The sequence below is a fragment of the Streptomyces sp. NPDC107550 genome, assembly GCF_055639095.1.
This window is the reverse complement of record NZ_JBVKBC010000004.1, coordinates 55,192-77,347: the sequence shown is the minus strand read 5'-3', so window position 1 is coordinate 77,347 and position 22,156 is coordinate 55,192. Positions and strand designations below refer to the sequence as shown.

Annotated in this window: 22 protein-coding genes and 3 tRNA genes; 20 read left to right on the top strand and 5 right to left on the bottom strand. The window is 70.6% G+C overall.

Annotated elements, in window-relative coordinates; genetic code table 11:
* Window positions 1–3: 3 nt before the first annotated feature.
* Together ACZ7LY_RS07510 and ACZ7LY_RS07505 are read left to right on the top strand one after the other, a co-directional pair.
* The gene (locus ACZ7LY_RS07510) at window positions 4–1,377 is read left to right on the top strand and encodes an MFS transporter (RefSeq protein ID WP_471623574.1); all 1,374 of its coding nucleotides are present in this window, start codon (window positions 4–6) and stop codon (window positions 1,375–1,377) included.
* A 4-nt stretch (window positions 1,378–1,381) separates the two neighbouring features.
* Entirely contained in the window at window positions 1,382–1,600 is a 219-nt protein-coding gene (locus ACZ7LY_RS07505) for a hypothetical protein (protein WP_471623573.1), read from the top strand.
* Between the two features lie 92 nt (window positions 1,601–1,692).
* Here the strand turns inward: ACZ7LY_RS07505 and ACZ7LY_RS07500 are convergent, their stop codons facing one another.
* Window positions 1,693–2,349, bottom strand: coding sequence for an SDR family oxidoreductase (locus tag ACZ7LY_RS07500; protein WP_471623572.1), 657 nt, complete (start codon window positions 2,347–2,349; stop codon window positions 1,693–1,695).
* Window positions 2,350–2,424: 75 nt separating this feature from the next.
* Here ACZ7LY_RS07500 and ACZ7LY_RS07495 point away from each other — a divergent pair, with 75 nt between their 5' ends.
* Window positions 2,425–3,525: a hypothetical protein gene (locus ACZ7LY_RS07495; protein WP_471623571.1), complete on the top strand. Its 1,101-nt coding sequence runs from the start codon at window positions 2,425–2,427 to the stop codon at window positions 3,523–3,525.
* A 156-nt stretch (window positions 3,526–3,681) separates the two neighbouring features.
* Here the strand turns inward: ACZ7LY_RS07495 and ACZ7LY_RS07490 are convergent, their stop codons facing one another.
* Window positions 3,682–4,941 (bottom strand): amidohydrolase family protein, encoded by a 1,260-nt coding sequence (locus tag ACZ7LY_RS07490; RefSeq protein ID WP_471623570.1) that lies wholly within the window; start codon window positions 4,939–4,941, stop codon window positions 3,682–3,684.
* A 227-nt stretch (window positions 4,942–5,168) separates the two neighbouring features.
* On the opposite strand from ACZ7LY_RS07490, the gene ACZ7LY_RS07485 reads away from it, so the two are divergent.
* The 6 genes from ACZ7LY_RS07485 to ACZ7LY_RS07460 all read left to right on the top strand — a co-directional run bounded on the left by ACZ7LY_RS07485 (window position 5,169) and on the right by ACZ7LY_RS07460 (window position 7,796).
* A tRNA-Thr gene (locus ACZ7LY_RS07485) sits at window positions 5,169–5,241 on the top strand.
* Window positions 5,242–5,275: 34 nt separating this feature from the next.
* Window positions 5,276–5,348: transfer RNA gene (locus tag ACZ7LY_RS07480), tRNA-Met, on the top strand.
* A gap of 91 nt (window positions 5,349–5,439) precedes the next feature.
* Entirely contained in the window at window positions 5,440–5,604 is a 165-nt protein-coding gene (gene rpmG, locus ACZ7LY_RS07475) for a 50S ribosomal protein L33 (RefSeq protein ID WP_003948671.1), read from the top strand.
* 149 nt (window positions 5,605–5,753) lie between these two features.
* Entirely contained in the window at window positions 5,754–6,206 is a 453-nt protein-coding gene (locus tag ACZ7LY_RS07470) for an FAS1-like dehydratase domain-containing protein (protein WP_471623569.1), read from the top strand.
* A 5-nt stretch (window positions 6,207–6,211) separates the two neighbouring features.
* Entirely contained in the window at window positions 6,212–6,640 is a 429-nt protein-coding gene (locus ACZ7LY_RS07465) for a MaoC family dehydratase (protein ID WP_471623568.1), read from the top strand.
* Window positions 6,641–6,740: 100 nt separating this feature from the next.
* On the top strand, window positions 6,741–7,796 hold the full coding sequence (locus ACZ7LY_RS07460) for a UDP-N-acetylmuramate dehydrogenase (RefSeq protein WP_471623567.1): 1,056 nt from the start codon (window positions 6,741–6,743) through the stop codon (window positions 7,794–7,796).
* 99 nt (window positions 7,797–7,895) lie between these two features.
* On the opposite strand, the gene ACZ7LY_RS07455 is transcribed toward ACZ7LY_RS07460, so the two are convergent.
* Window positions 7,896–8,528: an NAD(P)-dependent oxidoreductase gene (locus tag ACZ7LY_RS07455; protein ID WP_471623566.1), complete on the bottom strand. Its 633-nt coding sequence runs from the start codon at window positions 8,526–8,528 to the stop codon at window positions 7,896–7,898.
* Window positions 8,529–8,634: 106 nt separating this feature from the next.
* Between ACZ7LY_RS07455 and ACZ7LY_RS07450 the strand changes: the two genes are divergently transcribed.
* Complete coding sequence (locus tag ACZ7LY_RS07450) at window positions 8,635–9,240, top strand: TetR/AcrR family transcriptional regulator (protein WP_471623565.1); 606 nt, start codon at window positions 8,635–8,637, stop codon at window positions 9,238–9,240.
* Between the two features lie 28 nt (window positions 9,241–9,268).
* On the opposite strand, the gene ACZ7LY_RS07445 is transcribed toward ACZ7LY_RS07450, so the two are convergent.
* Together ACZ7LY_RS07445 and ACZ7LY_RS07440 are read right to left on the bottom strand one after the other, a co-directional pair.
* Window positions 9,269–10,306, bottom strand: a complete 1,038-nt coding sequence (locus tag ACZ7LY_RS07445) for an adenosine deaminase (RefSeq protein WP_471623564.1) — start codon at window positions 10,304–10,306, stop codon at window positions 9,269–9,271.
* A 121-nt stretch (window positions 10,307–10,427) separates the two neighbouring features.
* Window positions 10,428–11,681, bottom strand: coding sequence for a pyridoxal phosphate-dependent aminotransferase (locus tag ACZ7LY_RS07440; protein WP_471623563.1), 1,254 nt, complete (start codon window positions 11,679–11,681; stop codon window positions 10,428–10,430).
* Between the two features lie 213 nt (window positions 11,682–11,894).
* Between ACZ7LY_RS07440 and ACZ7LY_RS07435 the strand changes: the two genes are divergently transcribed.
* The 10 genes from ACZ7LY_RS07435 to rpoB all read left to right on the top strand — a co-directional run bounded on the left by ACZ7LY_RS07435 (window position 11,895) and on the right by rpoB (window position 22,118).
* A tRNA-Trp gene (locus tag ACZ7LY_RS07435) sits at window positions 11,895–11,967 on the top strand.
* A gap of 107 nt (window positions 11,968–12,074) precedes the next feature.
* Window positions 12,075–12,362, top strand: coding sequence for a preprotein translocase subunit SecE (secE, locus tag ACZ7LY_RS07430; protein ID WP_471623562.1), 288 nt, complete (start codon window positions 12,075–12,077; stop codon window positions 12,360–12,362).
* A 77-nt stretch (window positions 12,363–12,439) separates the two neighbouring features.
* Window positions 12,440–13,315, top strand: a complete 876-nt coding sequence (gene nusG, locus ACZ7LY_RS07425) for a transcription termination/antitermination protein NusG (RefSeq protein WP_471623561.1) — start codon at window positions 12,440–12,442, stop codon at window positions 13,313–13,315.
* Between the two features lie 196 nt (window positions 13,316–13,511).
* Window positions 13,512–13,946, top strand: a complete 435-nt coding sequence (gene rplK / locus ACZ7LY_RS07420; protein WP_016645192.1) for a 50S ribosomal protein L11 — start codon at window positions 13,512–13,514, stop codon at window positions 13,944–13,946.
* Between the two features lie 77 nt (window positions 13,947–14,023).
* Window positions 14,024–14,755 (top strand): 50S ribosomal protein L1, encoded by a 732-nt coding sequence (rplA, locus tag ACZ7LY_RS07415; protein ID WP_471623560.1) that lies wholly within the window; start codon window positions 14,024–14,026, stop codon window positions 14,753–14,755.
* 184 nt (window positions 14,756–14,939) lie between these two features.
* Window positions 14,940–15,659, top strand: coding sequence for an SCO4651 family lipoprotein (locus ACZ7LY_RS07410; RefSeq protein ID WP_471623559.1), 720 nt, complete (start codon window positions 14,940–14,942; stop codon window positions 15,657–15,659).
* 100 nt (window positions 15,660–15,759) lie between these two features.
* Entirely contained in the window at window positions 15,760–16,731 is a 972-nt protein-coding gene (locus ACZ7LY_RS07405) for an SCO4651 family lipoprotein (RefSeq protein WP_471623558.1), read from the top strand.
* 268 nt (window positions 16,732–16,999) lie between these two features.
* Window positions 17,000–17,530 (top strand): 50S ribosomal protein L10, encoded by a 531-nt coding sequence (gene rplJ, locus ACZ7LY_RS07400; RefSeq protein ID WP_471623557.1) that lies wholly within the window; start codon window positions 17,000–17,002, stop codon window positions 17,528–17,530.
* 122 nt (window positions 17,531–17,652) lie between these two features.
* Window positions 17,653–18,042, top strand: a complete 390-nt coding sequence (rplL, locus tag ACZ7LY_RS07395) for a 50S ribosomal protein L7/L12 (RefSeq protein ID WP_471623556.1) — start codon at window positions 17,653–17,655, stop codon at window positions 18,040–18,042.
* 590 nt (window positions 18,043–18,632) lie between these two features.
* Entirely contained in the window at window positions 18,633–22,118 is a 3,486-nt protein-coding gene (gene rpoB / locus ACZ7LY_RS07390) for a DNA-directed RNA polymerase subunit beta (RefSeq protein ID WP_471623555.1), read from the top strand.
* Window positions 22,119–22,156 lie beyond the last annotated feature (38 nt).

The window sequence follows — 22,156 nt, the reverse complement described above, 5'->3', positions numbered from 1 at the left end:
CGGGTGCCCGACGGCGAGCCGGACGCCGGAGCCCCCACCGACGCCCGCCCGCACCTTCGCCCCGCCCCGCCGACCGCGCCCCCGCTGTGGCGCCACCGCCCGTTCGTGCTGCTGTGCGGAGAGCAGGCGGCCAGTTCGCTGGGCCGGCAGATCACCTCGCTCGCGCTCACCCTGCTGGCGGTCACCGGCCTCGGCGCGGGCCCGTTCGGCGCCGCCGCGCTACTGGCGCTGACCTACCTGCCCGGCGCCCTCCTGAGCCCCCTCGCCGGGCTCCTCGTCGACCGGGCGCGGCTGCGGACGCTGCTGGTGACGGTGACCGCCGCGCAGGCGCTCGTCGTCGGCTCCGTACCGTTCGCGCACGCCACCGGCCATCTCACCCGGCCGCACCTGTACGCCGTCGCCGTCGTCTCCGGCACCCTCACCTTCACGCTCTCCGTCGCCCTCCAGGCGGCCCTGCCCCGCGTCGTCGAACCGGCCCGCCTCCTCGGCGCCAACTCCGCGCTGACCAGCGCCCGCACCTTCGGCCAGATCGGCGGGCCCGCCCTCGGCGGCGTCTTGGTGGGCCTCGTCGGAGCCGCCCCGGCGCTCTGCGCGGGCGCCGCCGCGTACGCCATGGAGGCCCTGTTCGTCCTCGCCCTGCCGACGGCCCTCAACGCGCGCGTGAAGCACGCCGCGGGCTCCCACGCGCGCGCCCTGCGCGCGGGGCTCGCCGTCGTCCGCGCGCGGCCCCGCCTGCGCCGCATGGTGCTGTCGGGCGCGGGCCTCAACCTCGGCAGCGGCGCCGCCGCCGCGCTCTACGTCTTCTACGCCACCCGGGAACTCGCACTGCCCGCCTGGCAGTTAGGGGCCACCTACGCGGCCTACAGCACGGCCACCGTCGCGGGCGCGCTGCTCGCCCGGCGCTTCGCGCGGACGGCGGGACTGTGGCGCGCGACGCGGCTGTGCGGGCTCGTGGCGGGCGCGGCGGTGTTCCTGCTCCCGGCCGCCTCGCTCGGCGCCGGCTTCGCGGTCCTGCTCGCCTACCAGGTCGCGTACGGGCTCAGCGGCACCGTCTGGATGGTCTCCATGACGACCGCCCAGCAACTGGCCACCCCGAAGGAGCTGCAAGGGCGGGTCGCGGGGCTCACGCAGGCCGTGTTGCTCGCCACCGTGCCGCTGGGCGCCCTGCTGGGCGGCGCGCTCGCCGCCCGCCTCGGCGGCGTCCCCGTCCTCGTGGGTTCCGCCGCCGTCGCCCTCCTGTCGGCGGCCACTCTGTGGTGGCGTACGCCGGTGGAGGGGCCGCGGGCGGCCGGGGTCGGCCAGGTGTCAGGAAACCCCCGGAGGGACCGTTCTGAGGGGGTCTCACGGTGTGGACGCGACGATCACGACGCAGACTGAACCCATGCCGACCACATCCCGCCGCCGAAACTGCCCCGAGTGCCGCCGCGAGATCGCCGTCGTCGGGGGACGCTTCGCCCGCCACGACCCGCCCGGGGCCCGCGCCGCGGGCGAGCTGGTGTCCTGCCCCGGCTCGCGCCGCACGGCCCAGCTCGGGGCCGTCCAGGACACCCTGGACGGCTACACCGTGCCCCACGTGCCGGGCCAGCTCCCGCTGTTCTGACGGACCGACGGCTCTGCGGGCGCTCTGACGGCTCCGCGCCCGTTGTGACGGGCTCCGCGCGCGGTACGCCACGGACGGCCCGCCGCAGGGGCTCAGTTGCCGGCGACCGACTTCACCGCGACCGACACCGGCGTCGAACCCGAGACCAGCTCAAGCGTGAGCCCGGCCGTGGCCGACGACTCGACCAGCTCGGCGAGGACCGCCGCCACGTCGTCACGCGGCACGGGCCCGCGCCCGGTGGACGCCTCCAGGCGCACCAGGCCCGTACCCGCGTCGTTCGTGAGCTGCCCGGGCCGCAGGATCGTCCAGTCCAGGCCCCTACGCGCGCGTACGTTGTCGTCGGCCGCGCCCTTCGCGCGCAGGTACGCGTCGAACACGTCGTCGCCCTCATGCCTCGCGTCGGCGCCCATCGACGACACGACGACGTACCGCCGCACCCCTGCCCGCTCCGCCGCGTCGGCGAACAGCACGGCCGCGTCCCGGTCCACCGTCGCCTTGCGGTCCACGCCGCTGCCAGGACCCGCGCCCGCCGCGAAGACGGCTGCGTCGGCGCCCTGGAGATGCGCCGCGACCTCCTCGACGGACGCCGACTCCAAGTCGCACAGGACGGGCTCCGCGCCGGCCGCACGCAGGTCGTCACCCTGCTCCGGCCTGCGGATGAGCCCCGCCACCTCGGCCCCGTGCGCGGAGAGCAGCCGCTCCAGGCGCAGCGCGATCTGACCATGACCACCAGCGATGACAATGCGCATGCTTCGACCGTACGCCCGGCGCCGACTGTTCGCCGTACAACCATGTGGGCGGCCCGGCTGTCAGACAGATACCGCGTGCGTGTTCGAGTGCGCGGCCGACAACGGGAGCCTGCCATCAACGTCATACGTACCACCACGTTCACCGCCGCCGGCTGTGCCGCGCTGCTGCTCGCGACGACCGCGGCCTGCGGCACGGTGGAGAACCTCACGGCGGCTCAGAAGGTCGACCACGCCGCCGAGAAGCTCGGTGAACGCCACTCCCTGTCGCTTGAGCTGGGCCTCGACGCCTCGCCCGCCGCGGTGAACAAGTTCGCCAAGGAGGCCGATGACGCCCCGCTGCCGCCCCAGCTCGCCGGCACTCTCGCCAAGGCGCGCGTCACCGTCTCCGTACGGTCGCGCAAGCCGCTGTCCGAGTCGGGCCAGAAGGACCTCGTGTCGGCCGGCCTGAAGATCACCGGGCCCGACGGCGTCCTCACGGAGTACCGCACGGTCGGCGCGTACACGTACTACCGGACGGACATGAAGGCGTTCGCCGAGCTGATGGGCTTCCCGCCGCCCTCGCCGGACGACATGCCCGAGGGCATGGGCGTGCCGAAGGCCGTCTACGAGGGCAAGTGGGTCAAGGCCAAGACCGAGGGCGTCACCAAGGGCCTCACCGGCGGCGAGAAGAAGACGTCCAAGGACGACAAGGCCATCCAGAAGAAGGTCATGAAGGCGGTCCGGGGCGCCCTGACGGACCACGTCACGTTCGCCGACAAGGGCGAGAAGAACGGCGCGGACCACGTGGTCGCCACCGCGCCCTTCCGCGCCCTGATCATGGACCTGTTCGACCGGCTGCGCCCGCTCACCGCCGACCTGCCCGGCGGGGCCGACCTGCCCACCGCGAAGGACCTGAAGGGGGCGCCGGCCAAGAAGGTCTCCGTCGACTTCGCCATGAAGGACGGCGCGCTCACCCAGGTCACCCTGGACGTCGCCAGGTTCGCCGAGAAGTCCGGGGGCGTACGGCTGCCGGTGTTCCTGCGGTTCGGTGAGGCGGGCGCGCTGAAGGCCCCCGCGGGCGCGACCGAGGTGCCGGCCACCGGCGTCTTCGGCGGCAACCCGCTGCTGTCGGGGCCCGGCACGGTGGAGGACGACGGCGGCTTCGGCTCCATGGAGGAACTCGGCGACGACTCCTGAGCGCCGTACGGCAGGACGGAACACGGCGGCTCCTGATCCCCGTACGGCAGGACGGAACTCGACGGCGGTTCCTGCGCGCCGTACGGGAATCGCGGGCGGGCGGTCACGCGCGCGTAGCGGAACGTTTCGCAGCGGGCCGCAAGGCGTCACGCGCCGTCAGGCAGGGCCGCCCCGCCCGTACTTGGCGACCCGGCCCTGCCGGGGCAGCTCCAGGCCGACCGCGCCCGCCGAGTCGCAGTACTCCCGCACCGCGCTCGTACGGGCCACCACGCGCCCCCGGTGGACGACGATGCGGCTGTACGCGAGCGAGAGCGCCCCGGAGAGCCGGTCGCCGCGCACCGCGAGGAGTTCGGCGGGGAAGCCCGCCTCCACGCGCACCTCGGGCAGTCCGAGCACCGCGCGGGCCGTCGCGCCCACCGCCTCGTACGCGTCCTCGGGGCGCAGCCCGTACCGCGAGGCCAGCAGGTAGGCGGCCTCCAGCGGGTCGCCCCTGCCCACCGGGTTGGACACGTCCCGCAGGGCGCCGCTGCCCGCCGCGAGCCGCACACCCGCCGCCCGCAGCAGCCGCACCGGAGCCACCCCGCGCGCGTCCACGCCCGCGCAGCCGCCCTGCGGCAGACACACGACCGTGACGCCCGCCGCGGCGAGCCGGTCCGCGACCCTGCGCGCGTGGTCGCCCGGGAGCCGCGCGAGCCCCGCCAGCGGCCCCACGGTGACCCCGCCGCGCAGCCCGCCGGACGCCGCCGCGAGACGCTCCAGGCGGGCCGGGTCGGCGCCGTCCGTGTGCAGGTCGACCGGGCAGCCGTGCTCGGCGGCGACCTCGGCGACGGCCTCGACGTAACCCGTCGGGTCGGGGTCGAGGTCCGGGCAGCCGCCGACGACGGGGGCGCCCATCTTCACGGCGTCCCGCAGCATCGCCAGCCCGTTCGCCCCGGCGAGCCCGGTCAGCAGGCGGGGCATGGCCACCGCGCGCAGGTCCGCGAGGCCCATCAGGGAACGGCGCGCCTGAAGCACCGCCTCGAGCGAGCCGAGGCCCTCCATGTCGCCGATCCGCACATGGCAGCGCTGGACGGTGGCGCCGTGCCCGAGTTGCAGCAACGTGGCCTCCGTGGCGCGCCGCTGGACGTCCTCGGCGGCGTGGGAGACCGGGCCGCCCTCGTCGGCGGTGAGGGCCGTGTCGCCGTGCGCGTGGGCCTCGGCCGGGGCGGGCAGCAGCAAGTAGCCGGAGAGGTCCACACGGTGGCCCGGCGAGGTCAGCGTGCCGGCCGTGCCGACGGCCTCGATGCGGGCGCCGCCGAGCCGCACGTCCACGGTCCGGCCGTCGGTGAGCCGGGCGCCGCACAGCAGCAGCCCCGGGCTGTTCGTGGCGCCCTCGTCGGAGGACGCGGGCTGCTGCGGCGGCGGGCTCTCGGGCATCGCGCTCCTGTGATCGCAAAGGGGCCTGTCGGGACGCGTACGGGGCTCGGCGAGCCGGGCGCTCGACGAACAAGATCACGCGGGGAGTGTCGAGCCTAGGGCGGCGGCGGGGGAGCTTCGCGGAAGGCCGCAATAGTCGTACTGATGGGGTCCGAGTGGCGCAGCGGACGGCCCCGCGGAACGGATTTGGGCGATCGGCGCACGACCGTGTAATGTCTTCATCGCTCGCCCCAATAGCTCAGTCGGTAGAGCGTCTCCATGGTAAGGAGAAGGTCTGCGGTTCGATTCCGCATTGGGGCTCTGGTGCAGACGGCGTTCGCGTCGCTTGCATCACAGCGGTGTAGCTCAGTCGGTAGAGCAAGCGGCTCATAATCGCTGTGTCACCGGTTCAAGTCCGGTCACCGCTACTGACAGTAGCCGATTGTGGGGTCGGTCCTTCGATCGGCTACTCTTCTATGCGTTCAACCATGTCCCATCCGTTCGTCAAGGAGCACTCACGTGGCTGCCACCGACGTCCGCCCGAAGATCACGCTGGCCTGCGTGGAGTGCAAGGAGCGGAACTACATCACCAAGAAGAACCGGCGTAACAACCCGGACCGACTGGAGATGAAGAAGCACTGCCCGCGTTGCAACGCGCACACCGCGCACCGCGAAACGCGATAAATCAGGCTCGTACACGAGGCCGTCCCCTTCACCGGGGGCGGCCTCGCGTCGTTCCTCGCCCCGCGCGCGTAGTGGCGTACGGGGTGGCTTCGCGCGGGCGTCCCCGCCGCGCGACGTCCTCGTCCTCAGACCCAGGAGGTGCCGAGTCCATGGCGCTCGACCAGTCCTTCGTGGGGCGGAGCTACCCGCCCACCAGCCCGTACGAGGTCGGCCGGGAGAAGATCCGCGAGTTCGCGGTGGCGGTGGGCGACACCAACCCCGCCTACGTGGACCGCGAGGCCGCCCAGGCGCTCGGTCACCCCGATGTGATCGCGCCGCCGACCTTTGTGTTCGCCATCACGTTCGCCGCCGCCGGTGAGGTCGTCCACGACCCGGAGCTGGGCCTCGACTACAGCCGCGTCGTGCACGGCGACCAGAAGTTCGCCTACAGCCGGCCGGTGCGGGCGGGCGACCGGCTGAGCGTCACCTCGACCATCGAGAACATCAAGTCGCTCGCGGGCAACGACATCCTCGACGTACGCGGCGAGGTGCACGACGAGAACGGCGAGCACGTCGTCACCGCCTGGACCAAGCTCGTCTCGCGCGCGGCAGAGGGGGCCTGATCACCATGGCGACGACCATCAAGTTCGACGAGGTCGAGGTCGGCACCGAACTGCCCGCCCAGACGTTCCCCGTGACGCGCGCCACGCTCGTGCGGTACGCGGGTGCCTCCGGCGACTTCAACCCGATCCACTGGAACGAGAAGTTCGCGGTCGAGGTCGGCCTGCCGGACGTCATCGCGCACGGCATGTTCACCATGGCCGAGGCGATCCGCGTCGTCACCGACTGGACCGGCGACCCGGCCGCCGTCGTCGAGTACGGCGTGCGCTTCACCAAGCCGGTCGTCGTGCCCAACGACGACAAGGGCACCGAGATCGAGGTCAGCGCCAAGGTCGCGGCCAAGCTCGACGACAACCGCGTCCGCGTGGACCTGACCGCCATGAACGCGGGCCAGAAGGTCCTCGGCATGTCCCGCGCGGTCGTCCAGCTCGCCTGAACCTACGCCGGTCACCTGCCGCCCCGCCGCCCCGCGCGGGACCGGGGCGGCGAGAACGGCCCTGCCCGGGTGGCGGGGCCGTTCTCGTACCCTGGTGCGCGTGCAGGAACTCCACGACGCCCCCCTCGCCCCCCTGACCACCTTCCGGCTCGGCGGGCCCGCCCGCAGGCTGCTCACCGCGACCACCGACGCCGAGGTGATCGACGCGGTGCGCGAGGCCGACGCCGCCGGCACCCCGCTGCTGATCGTCGGCGGCGGCAGCAACCTCGTCATCGGCGACGAGGGCTTCGCCGGGACCGCCCTGCGCATCGCCACCGAGGGCTTCACGCTCGACGGCACCAGACTGGAACTGGCCGCCGGCGAGGTGTGGACCGAGGCCGTGCGCCGCACCGTCGAGGCCGGGCTCGCCGGTGTCGAGTGCCTGGCCGGCATCCCCGGCTCCGCCGGCGCCACCCCGATCCAGAACGTCGGCGCGTACGGCCAGGAAGTCTCCTCGACCATCACCGAGGTCATCGCCTACGACCGGCGCGCGGGGGAGACCGTCACCCTGTCGAACGCCGAGTGCGCATTCTCGTACCGCCACAGCCGCTTCAAGGCCGAACCGGACCGCTATGTCGTGCTGCGCGTCCGCTTCGAGCTGGAGGACGCGGGCGGGCTGAGCGCGCCCCTGAAGTACCCGGAGACCGCGCGCGCCCTCGGCGTCGAGGCGGGCGACCGGGTGCCCGCGGCCACCGCGCGCGACACCGTGCTCAAGTTGCGCGCGGGCAAGGGCATGGTGCTCGACCCGGAGGACCACGACACTTGGTCGGCGGGGTCGTTCTTCACCAACCCGATCCTCACCGACGAGCAGTTCGCGGACTTCCTCGCGCGCGTGGCGGACCGTCTCGGCCCCGACGCCAAGGCCCCCGCCTTCCCCGCCGGTGAGGGCCGCACCAAGACCTCCGCGGCCTGGCTCATCGACAAGGCGGGCTTCACCAAGGGCTACGGGACCGGGCCCGCCCGGATCTCCACCAAGCACACGCTCGCCCTCACCAACCGCGGCGAGGCCACCACCGAGGACCTGCTCGCGCTCGCCCGCGAGGTCGTGGCGGGCGTGCGCGAGGCGTTCGGCGTGACCCTCGTCAACGAGCCGGTGACCGTCGGCGTGCGGCTCTGAGGAGCAGCCCATGAGGCGTGGGCGTCCGTGCAGCCCGTGAGGCGAACGGCTCTGTGCGGCCCATGAGGCACGCGCCTCTGCGCAGCCCTGTAAGAGCCCTCAGTAGGCGACGCCCACGCCCTGCTTGACCGTCGCCGGGTCGTCCACGGCGGCGAGCATCGCGTGGGCCACGTCCGCGCGGGAGATGAACCGCCCCGCGCGCGGGAAGCCGCCCACGACCTTGCGGTACGTGCCGGTCAGCGGCTTGTCCTGGAGGCGCGGCGGGCGCACCGACGTCCAGTCGGTCGCGCTCGCCGCCAGGTCCGCCTCCATGGCCGCCAGATCCACGTAGACGTCCTTCAGGAGCGTCCCGACGATCTTCATGGCGAGCCGGTCGGCGAACCCCTGGCCCTCGGGCTGCGGGCCCACCGGCGCCGCGCTGACCACCACCAAGCGGCGCGTGCCCTCCGCCTCCATCGCCGCGAGGACCGACCGCGTCAGCTGCGCCGCCACCCCCGCGTCCGCCTTGCGGCGGGCGCCGAGCCCCGACAGCACCGCGTCCCTGCCCGCGACGGCCGCGCGCAGCGATTCGGGGTCGCCGAAGTCGCCCCGGAACACCTCAAGCCGCTCTCCCGTGACGGCGAACCGGGCCGGATCCCGCACCACCGCGGTCACCTCGTGGCCTGCCGTGAGCGCCTGCCGGACGATCTCCTGACCGACTCCGCCCGTCGCACCGAAAACCGTGAGCTTCATGGCACACCCTCCAGCCGAGACCCGAGTGGGTGAGTGCTCACTCACCCCCGTATGGCTTTAGAGTGAGTGAACGCTCACCCCCGCGTCAAGCTTGTTTGGAGCAGCCATGGACCAGAAGCCGGCCCGCGTACGGATCGTCGAGGCGGCCCACGCCCTCATGCTCGACATCGGCCTGGCCCGCACCACCACCAAGCAGATCGCCCGCGCGGCCGGCTGCTCCGAAGCGGCGCTCTACAAGCACTTCGCCAGCAAGGAAGAACTGTTCGTCACCGTCCTCAACGAACGCCTCCCGCGCCTCGGCGACCTCCTCGGTCGCCTGCTCACCGAGGGCGCGGGCAACCCGGAGCGCACGGTCGAGGAGAATTTGACGGACATCGCGCGCGAGGCGGCACTCTTCTACGAGCAGACCTTCCCGATGGCCGCGTCCCTGTACGCCGAACCGCAGCTCAAGCGCCGACACGAAGAAGTGATGCGCGAACTCGGCACCGGCCCCCACAAGCCCATCCAGCGCCTGGACGACTACCTGCGGGCCGAACAGCGCGCGGGACGCCTGCGCCCCGGCGCCGACACCTACGCCGCCGCCTCGCTCCTCATGGGCGCCTGCTCCCAGCGCGCCTTCGCCTACGAGATGTCCCCCGACCGCAAGCCGCCCCAGCCCCTGGACGCCTTCGCCGCCGGTGTCGCCCGCACCCTGCTCGCCGGGATCGCCTAGGCCCCGCCTTCACGCACGAAGAGAGGCGTCAGAAGTCGGCCGCGGAGGACGTCAGCCAGGCGTCCACGCCGTTCAGCAGGCGCTCCTTGACGTCCTCGGGCGCCGCCGAGCCCAGGACCGACTGCCGGGCCAGCTCCGCCAGTTCCGCGTCCGAGAAGCCGTGGTGGCGGCGCGCGATCTCGTACTGGGCGGCGAGCCGCGAACCGAACAGCAGCGGGTCGTCCGCGCCCAGCGCCATCGGCACCCCGGCCTCGAACAGCGTGCGCAGCGGCACGTCCTCGGGCTTCTCGTAGACGCCAAGCGCCACGTTCGACGCGGGGCACACCTCGCACGTCACCTGGCGGTCCGCGAGCCGCTTGAGCAGCCACGGGTCCTCCGCCGCCCGCACCCCGTGCCCGATCCGCGAGGCGTCCAGGTCGTCCAGGCAGTCCCGTACGGACGCGGGGCCCGTCAGCTCACCGCCGTGCGGCGCCGACAACAGGCCCCCCTCGCGCGCGATGTGGAACGCCCGGTCGAAGTCACGGGCCATGCCGCGCCGCTCGTCGTTGGAGAGCCCGAACCCGACGATCCCCCGGTCCGCGTACCGCACCGCCAGCCGGGCCAGCGTGCGCGCGTCCAGGGGGTGCTTCATGCGGTTCGCCGCGACCAGCACCCGCATCCCGAGCCCGGTCTCGCGCGAGGCGCTCTCCACGGCGTCCAGGATGACCTCGAGAGCCGGGATGAGACCGCCGAGCCGGGGCGCGTACGAGGTCGGGTCCACCTGGATCTCCAGCCACCCCGAGCCGTCCGCGATGTCCTCCTCCGCGGCCTCCCGCACCAGCCGCTGGATGTCCTCGGGGGCCCGCAGACAGGAACGCGCCGCGTCGTACAGCCGCTGGAAGCGGAACCAGCCCCGCTCGTCCGTCGCCCGCAGCTTCGGCGGCTCGGCGCCGGTCAGCGCGTCCGGCAGCCGCACGCCGTACTTGTCGGCCAGCTCCAGCAGGGTCGTGGGCCGCATCGACCCGGTGAAATGCAGGTGCAGATGGGCCTTCGGCAACTGACGTACATCACGTACTACGCGCTCCATCCCAAGATCCTGCCGTACGCACCCGCCCTCCCGGTAGCCGCTTTCCCCGTTCGGGACACCCTCCGAACGAAGAAACGGGCCGCCCTCTTAAAGAGGGCGGCCCGTTCACCAGAACGTGCGACTACTGGTCGCGCGCCTCGGCGAGCAGCTTCTGGATGCGCGACACGCCCTCGACGAGGTCCTCGTCGCCCAGCGCGTACGACAGGCGCAGGTAGCCCGGCGTACCGAACGCCTCACCCGGCACCACGGCGACCTCGGCCTCCTCCAGGATGAGCGCGGCCAGCTCGACGCTGTCCTGCGGGCGCTTGCCGCGGATCTCCTTGCCGAGCAGCCCCTTCACCGACGGGTACGCGTAGAACGCGCCCTCGGGCTCCGGGCAGACGACGCCGTCGATCTCGTTGAGCATGCGCACGATCGTGCGGCGGCGGCGGTCGAAGGCCTCGCGCATCTTCTCCACGGCGGTCAGGTCACCGGAGACGGCGGCGAGCGCGGCGGCCTGCGCCACGTTCGACACGTTGGACGTCGCGTGCGACTGGAGGTTCGTCGCGGCCTTCACCACGTCCTTCGGGCCGATGATCCACCCCACGCGCCAGCCCGTCATGGCGTACGTCTTCGCCACGCCGTTGACGACGATGCACTTGTCGCGCAGCTCGGGCAGGATCGCCGGCAGCGAGGTGAACTTCGCGTCGCCGTAGACGAGGTGCTCGTAGATCTCGTCCGTCATCACCCACAGGCCGTGCTCCAGCGCCCAGCGGCCGATCGCCTCGGCGTCGGCCTCGCTGTAGACCGCGCCCGTCGGGTTCGACGGCGACACGAACAGGACGACCTTGGTGCGCTCGGTGCGCGCGGCCTCCAGCTGCTCCACGGAGACCCGGTAGCCGGTGGTCTCGTCGGCCACGACCTCCACCGGGACACCGCCCGCGAGGCGGATCGACTCGGGGTACGTGGTCCAGTAAGGGGCGGGGACGATGACCTCGTCGCCCGGGTCGAGGATCGCGGCGAACGCCTCGTAGATGGCCTGCTTGCCGCCGTTGGTCACGAGGACCTGGGAGGCGTCGACCTCGTAGCCGGAGTCGCGCAGCGTCTTGGCGGCGATGGCGGCCTTCAGCTCGGGCAGGCCGCCGGCAGGCGTGTAGCGGTGGAACTTCGGGTTCTTGCAGGCCTCTACGGCCGCCTCGACCACGTAGTCGGGCGTCGGGAAGTCGGGCTCGCCGGCGCCGAAGCCGATCACGGGGCGACCGGCCGCCTTGAGGGCCTTGGCCTTGGCGTCCACGGCCAGCGTGGCGGACTCGGAGATGGAGCCGACGCGGGCCGAGACACGGCGCTCGGTGGGGGCGGTACCGGCGGCGGAGGGAGAAGGAGTTGCAGCGCTCATGGCCCCATCGTTCCAGACCGGAAACCCGCCGGGCACACGGGTTTCACGCCCTGGACCGTCCCCGCCCGGGACGCTGGTGATCCACTTGCGGGCGGTACCCGTTCGACCTGGGGCCGTGGAACACGTACACTCACTGCTCGTTGGCCTTCACCGGCCGCTCGTTCCGAAGGCACTCCGTGCGTCCGGGCCGATGCGGTACGTTGGGGTGAGCAAAGGGTCGTAGCTCAATTGGTAGAGCACTGGTCTCCAAAACCAGCGGTTGGGGGTTCAAGTCCCTCCGGCCCTGCTACACACACCTTCGCCAGGATGTGTGCGCATGTACGTACTGCAATGCACCGCCGTGCGGCTCAACCGGGCGCGGCACGGCCACGACCCGGAATCAGGTGAGGACGAGTGACGGACGCCGTGGGCTCCATCGACATGCCTGATGCCCAGGATGAGGCGCCGGAGTCCAAGAAGAAGGCCCGCAAGGGCGGCAAGCGCGGCAAGAAGGGTCCCTTCGGCCGCCTCGCACTCTTCTACCGCCAGATCGTCGCGGAGCTCCGCAAGGTCGTCTGGCCGACTCGTGGCCAGCTGTCGACGTACACCACCGTGGTGATCGTGTTCGTCGTCATCATGATCGGTCTGGTCACCGTGATTGACTATGGGTTCAGCCACCTCGTCAAGTACGTCTTCGGCTGATCCGAGAGCGGAGGGCGCCGTGTCCGGCGCCCCTTTCGCGTGTTCCACCCCCATGTATCCAGGAAGAAGCAGCCACAGTGTCTGACCCGAACCTGAACGAGGCGATCGAGCCGGTCGAGTCCGCTGAGGACGAGCTCGACATCGTCGAGGCGGCGGACGCCGAGGAGCCGGACCAGGCCGAGGCTGCCGACATCGCCGCCGGTGAGCCCGCCGAGGAGGCCGCCCTCGAGGTCGAGGACGCCGAGACGGCCGAGGCCGCCGACGCGGACATCGACGACGCCGAGGACAAGGCCGTCGAGGCCGAGATCGAGGAGCTCCAGGAGGAGCAGGCGCAGGTCGACCCCGTCGCCGCCCTCCGCGACGAGCTGCGCGGTCTGCCCGGCGAGTGGTACGTCATCCACACCTACGCGGGCTACGAGAAGCGCGTGAAGGCGAACCTGGAGCAGCGTGCCGTCTCGCTCAACGTCGAGGACTTCATCTACCAGGCCGAGGTCCCCGAGGAAGAGATCGTCCAGATCAAGAACGGCGAGCGCAAGAACGTCCGGCAGAACAAGCTGCCCGGCTACGTGCTCGTCCGCATGGACCTGACGAACGAGTCCTGGGGCGTCGTCCGCAACACCCCCGGCGTCACCGGCTTCGTGGGCAACGCGTACGACCCGTACCCGCTGACCCTGGACGAGATCGTCAAGATGCTCGCCCCGGAGGCCGAGGAGAAGGCCGCCCGCGAGGCCGCCGAGGCCGAGGGCAAGCCCGCTCCGCAGCGCAAGGTCGAGGTCCAGGTCCTGGACTTCGAGGTCGGCGACTCGGTCACCGTCACCGACGGCCCGTTCGCCACGCTGCAGGCCACGATCAACGAGATCAACGCCGACTCGAAGAAGGTCAAGGGCCTCGTCGAGATCTTCGGCCGCGAGACCCCGGTCGAGCTGAGCTTCGACCAGATCCAGAAGAACTAGCCACCCCCGGCCCCTTCTGGGCACAGCCTTCCGAACAGGTCAGACGGGCTCACGCAGCCTGTCTGACCTGCTCGGTTTTTAGCCGCGCATGGATACCCGTTATCGTTGTGCGGTATGCCTCCGTCCGAGCGATCTCGACGATCGTTCACCGGGACGGCGGGCTGAACACTCTCACTAAGACCCGGAGAGAGAGCACATGCCTCCCAAGAAGAAGAAGGTCACGGGGCTTATCAAGCTCCAGATCCAGGCCGGCGCCGCCAACCCGGCTCCGCCTGTCGGCCCCGCGCTGGGCCAGCACGGCGTCAACATCATGGAGTTCTGCAAGGCCTACAACGCCGCGACCGAGTCGCAGCGCGGTTGGGTCATCCCGGTGGAGATCACGGTCTACGAGGACCGCTCCTTCACCTTCATCACCAAGACCCCGCCGGCCGCGAAGATGATCCTCAAGGCCGCCGGCGTCGAGAAGGGCTCTGGCGAGCCGCACAAGACCAAGGTCGCCAAGATCACCGAGGCGCAGGTCCGCGAGATCGCCACCACGAAGATGCCCGACCTCAACGCCAATGACCTGGACGCCGCGTCCAAGATCATCGCCGGCACCGCCCGTTCCATGGGCATCACGGTCGAGGGCTGACCTCCACCTCGTAGGTACCACCGTGGAAGGGCCTGCTCGGCCCGCACCACGACTCCTCTAGAACTCAGGAGCAGTAAGTGAGCAAGCGCAGCAAGACTCTCCGCGCTGCGGACGCCAAGATCGACCGGGACAAGCTCTACGCCCCGCTCGAGGCCGTCCGTCTCGCCAAGGAGACCTCCGCGTCGAAGTTCGACGGCACCGTCGAGGTCGCCTTCCGCCTGGGCGTTGACCCGCGCAAGGCCGACCAGATGGTCCGTGGCACCGTGAACCTCCCGCACGGCACCGGCAAGACCGCCCGGGTCCTGGTCTTCGCGACCGGTGACCGTGCTGCGGCCGCGGAAGCCGCGGGCGCCGACATCGTCGGCTCCGACGAGCTCATCGACGAGATCTCCAAGGGCAACCGCCTGAACGAGTTCGACGCCGTCGTCGCCACGCCGGACCTCATGGGCAAGGTCGGCCGCCTCGGCCGCGTGCTCGGTCCCCGTGGCCTCATGCCGAACCCGAAGACCGGCACCGTGACCCCGGACGTGGCCAAGGCCGTGAACGAGATCAAGGGCGGCAAGATCGAGTTCCGCGTCGACAAGCACGCGAACCTGCACTTCATCATCGGCAAGGCGTCCTTCGACGACACCAAGCTGGTGGAGAACTACGGCGCGGCCCTGGAGGAGATCCTCCGCCTGAAGCCGTCCGCCGCCAAGGGTCGCTACATCAAGAAGGCCGCCATCACCACCACGATGGGCCCCGGCATTCCGGTCGACCCGAACCGCACCCGCAACCTCCTCGTCGAGGAGGACCCGGCCGCGGTCTGAGTCCCCGTGACTCGCTGAAGTCGGCGACGGGCCCCGCACCCTCCTGGGTGCGGGGCCCGTTCCTCTTTTCCCGGCCCATTCCGTGGCCGATTCTTCCCGGCCCTTTCGTGGCCGGTCACCTCCCTTTCCGGCGCCCCGGCCGCACCGGCTGCGCTAGCGTCACCGGCAGCGACCGGGGGAGCGGATGGGACAGCGAAGGACTGGGGTGGGCGGGCGGCTGCTCGCGGTGGGCGTCACGGGCGTGCTGCTCGCGGGGTGCGCGGGCGGCGGCGCCGGCGAGGACGACGGCAAGCGGGACGGGTCCGCCGCGCGGGCGCTGCGCACGGCCCGCGCCGAGGTCGACGCCGCCGGGTCCGCCCGGATCGACGCCACGACGGACACCGGGAAGCAGCTCACCACCCGCAGCACCGGCACGTTCGACTGGTCGGACGGCGCGCGCGGCACCCTCACCGTCCATGTCACCGGCGGCGAACTGGCCGCCTCGACGCGCTCGATGGGCGGCGACCCCTCCCAGACGCGGTACCTGCCCGACGCGTACTACACCCGGATGAGTGAACGGTTCGCGCAGCTCCAGCGCGGCCGGCACTGGATCAGGCATCCCTACGAGGACGCCGGGGACCTCAGCCCCGCCGCGACGCTCGCCGCGCTGGCCGCGTCCCGCGACGTGCGCGAGGTCGGGCGCCAGGCGGTACGGGGGCGGGCGGCCACGCACTACCGGGGGAGCGTGGATGGCGGGCGCGTGGACGTCTGGATCGACGCCCGCCATCTCCTCGTACGGCGAACGCAGCGGGCGGGGGAGGTCATGAGCACCGTGCACTACAGCGACTACGGCGCGCCCGCGTCGGCGCGCAGGCCGCCCGCGCGGGACGTGATCGACTTCGACGAGGTGACCGCCGACCGCTGAACCCCAGGTCGCACGGGGTGTCAGGGGCGGACTCCGCGAATGTCCGAGGCGTCCGATACGGTGCAATGAGTCCGTGTTTCTTTCGAGGGGTGGGTCCGAGATGGGTGACGTACGACGGGTGGCCGGCGCCGCGACCGCGACCGCGCTGCTGTGTGCCGGAGCTGTCGCCTGCGGGGGCGGTGACGGGTCCTCGAAGGCCTCCGCCGCCTCCCCGAGCGCGACGAGGACCCAGGCGTCCCGGGCGCTGACGGCCTCGTACGAGAAGACGGCGAAGGCGAAGTCCGCGCGCGTCGAGATGACGATGAAGATGCCCGGCGGTCCGGCGGGCGGCGGCAGCGTGAAGGCGTCCGGCACGATGGGCTGGGACCCGACGGTCATGGATATGACGATGTCGGAGGGCGCGTTCACCGCCGCCGGATCGAACGCGCCGAAGGACGTCCGGATGGTGTGGCAGGACGACGTCATGTACATGGACATGGGGGCGGGCGCGGCGAAGAAGACCGGCGGCAAGCGCTGGATGAAGCTCGACCTCGGCGCCCTGTCCCGCAAGGCGGGCGGCGGCGCGGCGACCCGGCAGCTGACCGGCGGCCTCGACAGCATCGGCCAGGACCCGGCGCGGCAGATCGCGGTCCTGCTCGACTCGCCCGACCTCAAGCACGTCGGCTCGCAGACCGTCGACGGGCAGCGCGCCGAGCACTACAAGGGCCGCCTCAGCGTCGAGAAGATGCTGAAGTCCGACGACGCCCTCAAGGTCCTCGACCCGGCCCAGCGCGACCAGCTCCGGGAGAACGCGCGGAAGGCCGGGGTCACCTCGTACGACACCGAGCTGTGGGTCGGCAAGGACGACCTGCCGGTCCGGATGGACGTCACCATGGCGTCGAAGCAGGGTCCGGTCTCCCTCTCGGAGAAGTTCTCGCACTACGGCGCCGCCGTGAAGGCCGACGTACCGCCCGCGAACCGGACCTTCGACGTGATGGAACTGCTCAAGCAATACGGCGGTGCCGGGGCTGGAGCGGGTGCCGGAGCGGGCGGGGCGTCGGGCGCCGGAGGGGCCTCGGGCGGCGGGGGCTGAGCGGATTTGCCCGACGCGCCCCCCTTGACGTAACCTTCCCAGGAAGCCAAAGACCGCTGGTCGTTGCCGTGCACTCAGCAGAGGGTGCGGTGGCCGAAGGATCCGCTGAAACTGCGGACGACCCGCGCAGGTGACTGTGGAAGTGCTCCCGAGTCCGTACGGAATCGGTCGAGCTCACGCCCCGTGCGCCTGCGCCGGGGCGTTTCGTTTATCCCAGTCCTCCTTCGGGTCCGCGCGGTCCGAATCACCCGGAAGGAGGCCGAGGCTCATGGCGAGGCCCGACAAGGCTGCCGCAGTGGCGGAGCTGACGGACAAGTTCCGCAACTCCAGCGCTGCCGTGCTGACCGAGTACCGCGGTCTCACCGTGGCGCAGCTCAAGACGCTGCGTCGTTCGCTCGGTGAGAACGCCCAGTACGCCGTGGTGAAGAACACGCTGACCAAGATTGCGGCCAACGAGGCCGGGATCACGCTCGACGACCAGCTCTTCGCTGGTCCGACGGCCGTCGCCTTCGTCACCGGTGACCCGGTGGAGTCGGCGAAGGGTCTGCGCGACTTCGCCAAGGAGAACCCGAATCTCGTCATCAAGGGCGGTGTCCTTGACGGCAAGGCGCTGTCCGCCGACGAGATCAAGAAGCTTGCGGACCTCGAGTCCCGCGAGGTTCTGCTGTCCAAGCTGGCCGGTGCCTTCAAGGGGAAGCAGTCGCAGGCTGCCTCCGTCTTCCAGGCTCTGCCGTCGAAGCTCGTCCGCACCGTGGACGCCCTTCGCGCCAAGCAGGACGAGCAGGGCGGTGCCGAGTAACTCGGCTCGCTTTTTGATCCTCGCCGCCTGACCGGCGGCAGGGATCGCAGCGGGCCCGAACGTACGCCCGCCTTACCCAGTACATACGGCACCACCTGCCGAACGAGTGGAAGGACGCCATCATGGCGAAGCTCACCCAGGACGAGCTGCTTGCCCAGTTCGAGGAGATGACCCTCATCGAGCTCTCCGAGTTCGTGAAGGCCTTCGAGGAGAAGTTCGACGTCACCGCCGCCGCTGCCGCGCCGGTCGTCGTCGCCGGCGGTGCCGCTGGTGGCGCCGCCGCCGAGGCCGCCGAGGAGCAGGACGAGTTCGACGTCATCCTCACCGGCGCCGGCGACAAGAAGATCCAGGTCATCAAGGTCGTGCGTGAGCTGACCTCGCTGGGTCTCAAGGAGGCCAAGGACCTCGTCGACGGCACCCCGAAGCCGGTCCTCGAGAAGGTCGCCAAGGACGCCGCTGACAAGGCCAAGGAGGCCCTCGAGGGCGCCGGCGCCTCCGTCGAGGTCAAGTGACCTCACGAGTCAGCCGCTGACTCTCCGCTTCGGTGAAACTGTTCCTCCGGGAGCTGTAACGCCGAGGTACCGAAGGGCGATCACCCAGGTGGGTGGTCGCCCTTCGGCGTTGCCTGGCACGCGGGCCGAGGGTGCCTTGCACTGTCGTCCGCGCGGAGTATGGTGATCTTCGTTGTGCCTGGCGCCGCCCCGTTTCGGCCTGGAGGGGGCCTTGACGAACCGCACGCAGCGCGCAATTCTCAGGACGCGTCGTCACAACGATCCGGATCCGAGGCATGGATCGACGGCGAAGAGGGCAGTAAAGATGTGCGCGCAGCGCACAGGTCGAGCCGCAGACGGTGAACGGTTGAGAACAACGAGGGCGTCGAAAAACCCGCACTGGACATCAGTGGGCCTTCTGGCTACACTGTCCCTTTGCGCTGCCTGTTAGCTGCTCCCTGCCCGTCACCAGGGGCATACCCTCGCTTGAGCACCGTGGACCGAACCGCCTCTGAGCTGGCCAATCGCCGGATTCAGCGACGTCTGTCCCCATTGCTCGGCTGGGGACCGGTACGCGCGTAGTGAGTCCGAGCCCTCGGAAGGACCCCCTCTTGGCCGCCTCGCGCAACGCCTCGACCGCGAATACGAACAACGGCGCAAGCACCGCCCCGCTGCGCATCTCCTTTGCAAAGATCAAGGAGCCTCTCGAGGTTCCCAACCTGCTCGCGCTGCAGACCGAGAGCTTTGACTGGCTGCTCGGCAACACCGCCTGGCAGAGTCGGGTCGAGGAGGCTCTGGAGAGCGGACACGACGTCCCCACCAAGTCCGGTCTGGAAGAGATCTTCGAGGAGATCTCGCCGATCGAGGACTTCTCCGGGTCGATGTCGCTGACCTTCCGCGACCACCGCTTCGAGCCGCCGAAGAACTCCATCGACGAGTGCAAGGAGCGCGACTTCACGTACGCCGCTCCGCTCTTCGTCACCGCCGAGTTCACGAACAACGAGACCGGCGAGATCAAGTCCCAGACGGTCTTCATGGGCGACTTCCCGCTCATGACCAACAAGGGCACCTTCGTCATCAACGGCACCGAGCGTGTCGTCGTCTCCCAGCTCGTCCGCTCGCCGGGCGTCTACTTCGACTCCTCCATCGACAAGACGTCCGACAAGGACATCTTCTCGGCCAAGATCATCCCGTCCCGGGGTGCCTGGCTGGAGATGGAGATCGACAAGCGCGACATGGTCGGTGTCCGCATCGACCGCAAGCGCAAGCAGTCCGTCACCGTTCTCCTCAAGGCCCTCGGCTGGACGACCGAGCAGATCCTCGAAGAGTTCGGCGAGTACGAGTCCATGCGCGCCACCCTGGAGAAGGACCACACCCAGGGCCAGGACGACGCGCTGCTCGACATCTACCGCAAGCTGCGCCCGGGCGAGCCGCCCACGCGTGAGGCCGCGCAGACGCTGCTCGAGAACCTCTACTTCAACCCCAAGCGCTACGACCTCGCCAAGGTCGGCCGCTACAAGGTGAACAAGAAGCTCGGCGCCGACGAGCCGCTGGACGCCGGCGTGCTCACCACAGACGACATCATCGCCACGATCAAGTACCTGGTGAAGCTGCACGCCGGTGAGACCGAGACGGTCAGTGAGTCGGGCCGCGAGATCATCGTCGAGACCGACGACATCGACCATTTCGGCAACCGCCGTATCCGTAACGTCGGTGAGCTGATCCAGAACCAGGTCCGTACGGGTCTCGCCCGTATGGAGCGCGTCGTGCGCGAGCGCATGACCACCCAGGACGTCGAGGCGATCACCCCGCAGACCCTGATCAACATCCGCCCCGTGGTGGCGTCGATCAAGGAGTTCTTCGGTACGTCGCAGCTCTCCCAGTTCATGGACCAGAACAACCCGCTGTCGGGGCTGACGCACAAGCGTCGTCTGAACGCCCTCGGCCCGGGTGGTCTCTCCCGTGAGCGGGCCGGCTTCGAGGTCCGCGACGTGCACCCCTCGCACTACGGCCGCATGTGCCCGATCGAGACGCCCGAAGGCCCGAACATCGGTCTGATCGGCTCGCTCGCCTCCTACGGCCGCATCAACCCGTTCGGCTTCATCGAGACGCCGTACCGCAAGGTCGTCGACGGTGTCGTCACCGACGACGTCGACTACCTGACGGCCGACGAGGAAGACCGCTTCGTCATCGCCCAGGCCAACGCGCCGCTCACCGACGAGCTGCGCTTCGCCGAGGCCCGCGTCCTGGTCCGCCGCCGCGGCGGCGAGGTCGACTACGTCCCCGGTGACGACGTCGACTACATGGACGTCTCGCCGCGCCAGATGGTGTCCGTCGCCACCGCGATGATCCCCTTCCTGGAGCACGACGACGCCAACCGTGCCCTCATGGGCGCGAACATGATGCGCCAGGCCGTGCCGCTGATCAAGTCCGAGGCGCCGCTCGTCGGCACCGGCATGGAGTACCGCTGCGCCGTCGACGCCGGCGACGTGCTCAAGGCCGACAAGGACGGTGTGGTCCAGGAGGTCTCCGCGGACTACATCACCACCGCCAACGACGACGGCACGTACACCACGTACCGCCTGTCGAAGTTCTCCCGCTCCAACCAGGGCACCTCTGTCAACCAGAAGGTCGTCGTGGACGAGGGCGCCCGGATCGTCACCGGGCAGGTGCTGGCCGACGGCCCGGCGACCGAAGAGGGCGAGATGGCCCTCGGCAAGAACCTGCTCGTCGCGTTCATGCCGTGGGAAGGTCACAACTACGAGGACGCGATCATCCTGTCGCAGCGCCTCGTGCAGGACGACGTCCTCTCCTCGATCCACATCGAGGAGCACGAGGTCGACGCCCGTGACACCAAGCTCGGCCCCGAGGAGATCACCCGGGACATCCCGAACGTCTCGGAGGAGGTCCTCGCCGACCTCGACGAGCGCGGCATCATCCGTATCGGTGCCGAGGTCGTCGCCGGCGACATCCTCGTCGGCAAGGTCACGCCCAAGGGCGAGACCGAGCTGACGCCCGAGGAGCGCCTGCTCCGCGCGATCTTCGGTGAGAAGGCGCGCGAGGTGCGCGACACCTCGCTGAAGGTGCCGCACGGTGAGATCGGCAAGGTCATCGGCGTCCGCGTCTTCGACCGCGAGGAGGGCGACGAGCTGCCGCCCGGCGTCAACCAGCTCGTCCGTGTCTACGTGGCGCAGAAGCGCAAGATCACCGACGGTGACAAGCTCGCCGGCCGCCACGGCAACAAGGGTGTCATCTCCAAGATCCTGCCGATCGAGGACATGCCGTTCATGGAGGACGGCACCCCGGTCGACATCATCCTGAACCCGCTGGGTGTGCCGTCCCGAATGAACCCGGGACAGGTCCTGGAGATCCACCTCGGCTGGCTCGCCAGCCAGGGCTGGGACGTCTCCGGCCTCGGCGACGAGTGGGCCAAGCGCCTCCAGGCGATCGGCGCCGACGACGTCGCCCCCCGGACGAACGTCGCCACCCCGGTCTTCGACGGTGCGCGTGAGGACGAGCTCGCGGGCCTGCTGGAGAACACCCGCCCGAACCGCGACGGCGACCGCATGGTCCTCCCGTCCGGCAAGGCGCGGCTGTTCGACGGCCGCTCCGGTGAGCCGTTCCCGGACCCGATCTCGGTCGGGTACATGTACATCCTCAAGCTGCACCACCTGGTCGACGACAAGCTGCACGCCCGTTCGACCGGTCCGTACTCGATGATCACCCAGCAGCCGCTGGGTGGTAAGGCCCAGTTCGGTGGCCAGCGCTTCGGTGAGATGGAGGTGTGGGCGCTGGAGGCGTACGGCGCCGCTTACGCCCTCCAGGAGCTGCTGACCATCAAGTCCGACGACGTCACCGGCCGCGTGAAGGTCTACGAGGCCATCGTCAAGGGCGAGAACATCCCCGAGCCCGGCATTCCCGAGTCCTTCAAGGTGCTCATCAAGGAAATGCAGTCCCTGTGCCTCAACGTGGAGGTGCTGTCCTCGGACGGCATGTCCATCGAGATGCGCGACACCGACGAGGACGTCTTCCGCGCGGCGGAGGAGCTCGGTATCGACCTGTCCCGGCGCGAGCCGAGCAGCGTCGAAGAGGTCTGACGGGAGTCCGGACGGGGGGCTCGCTCATGAGCCCCCCG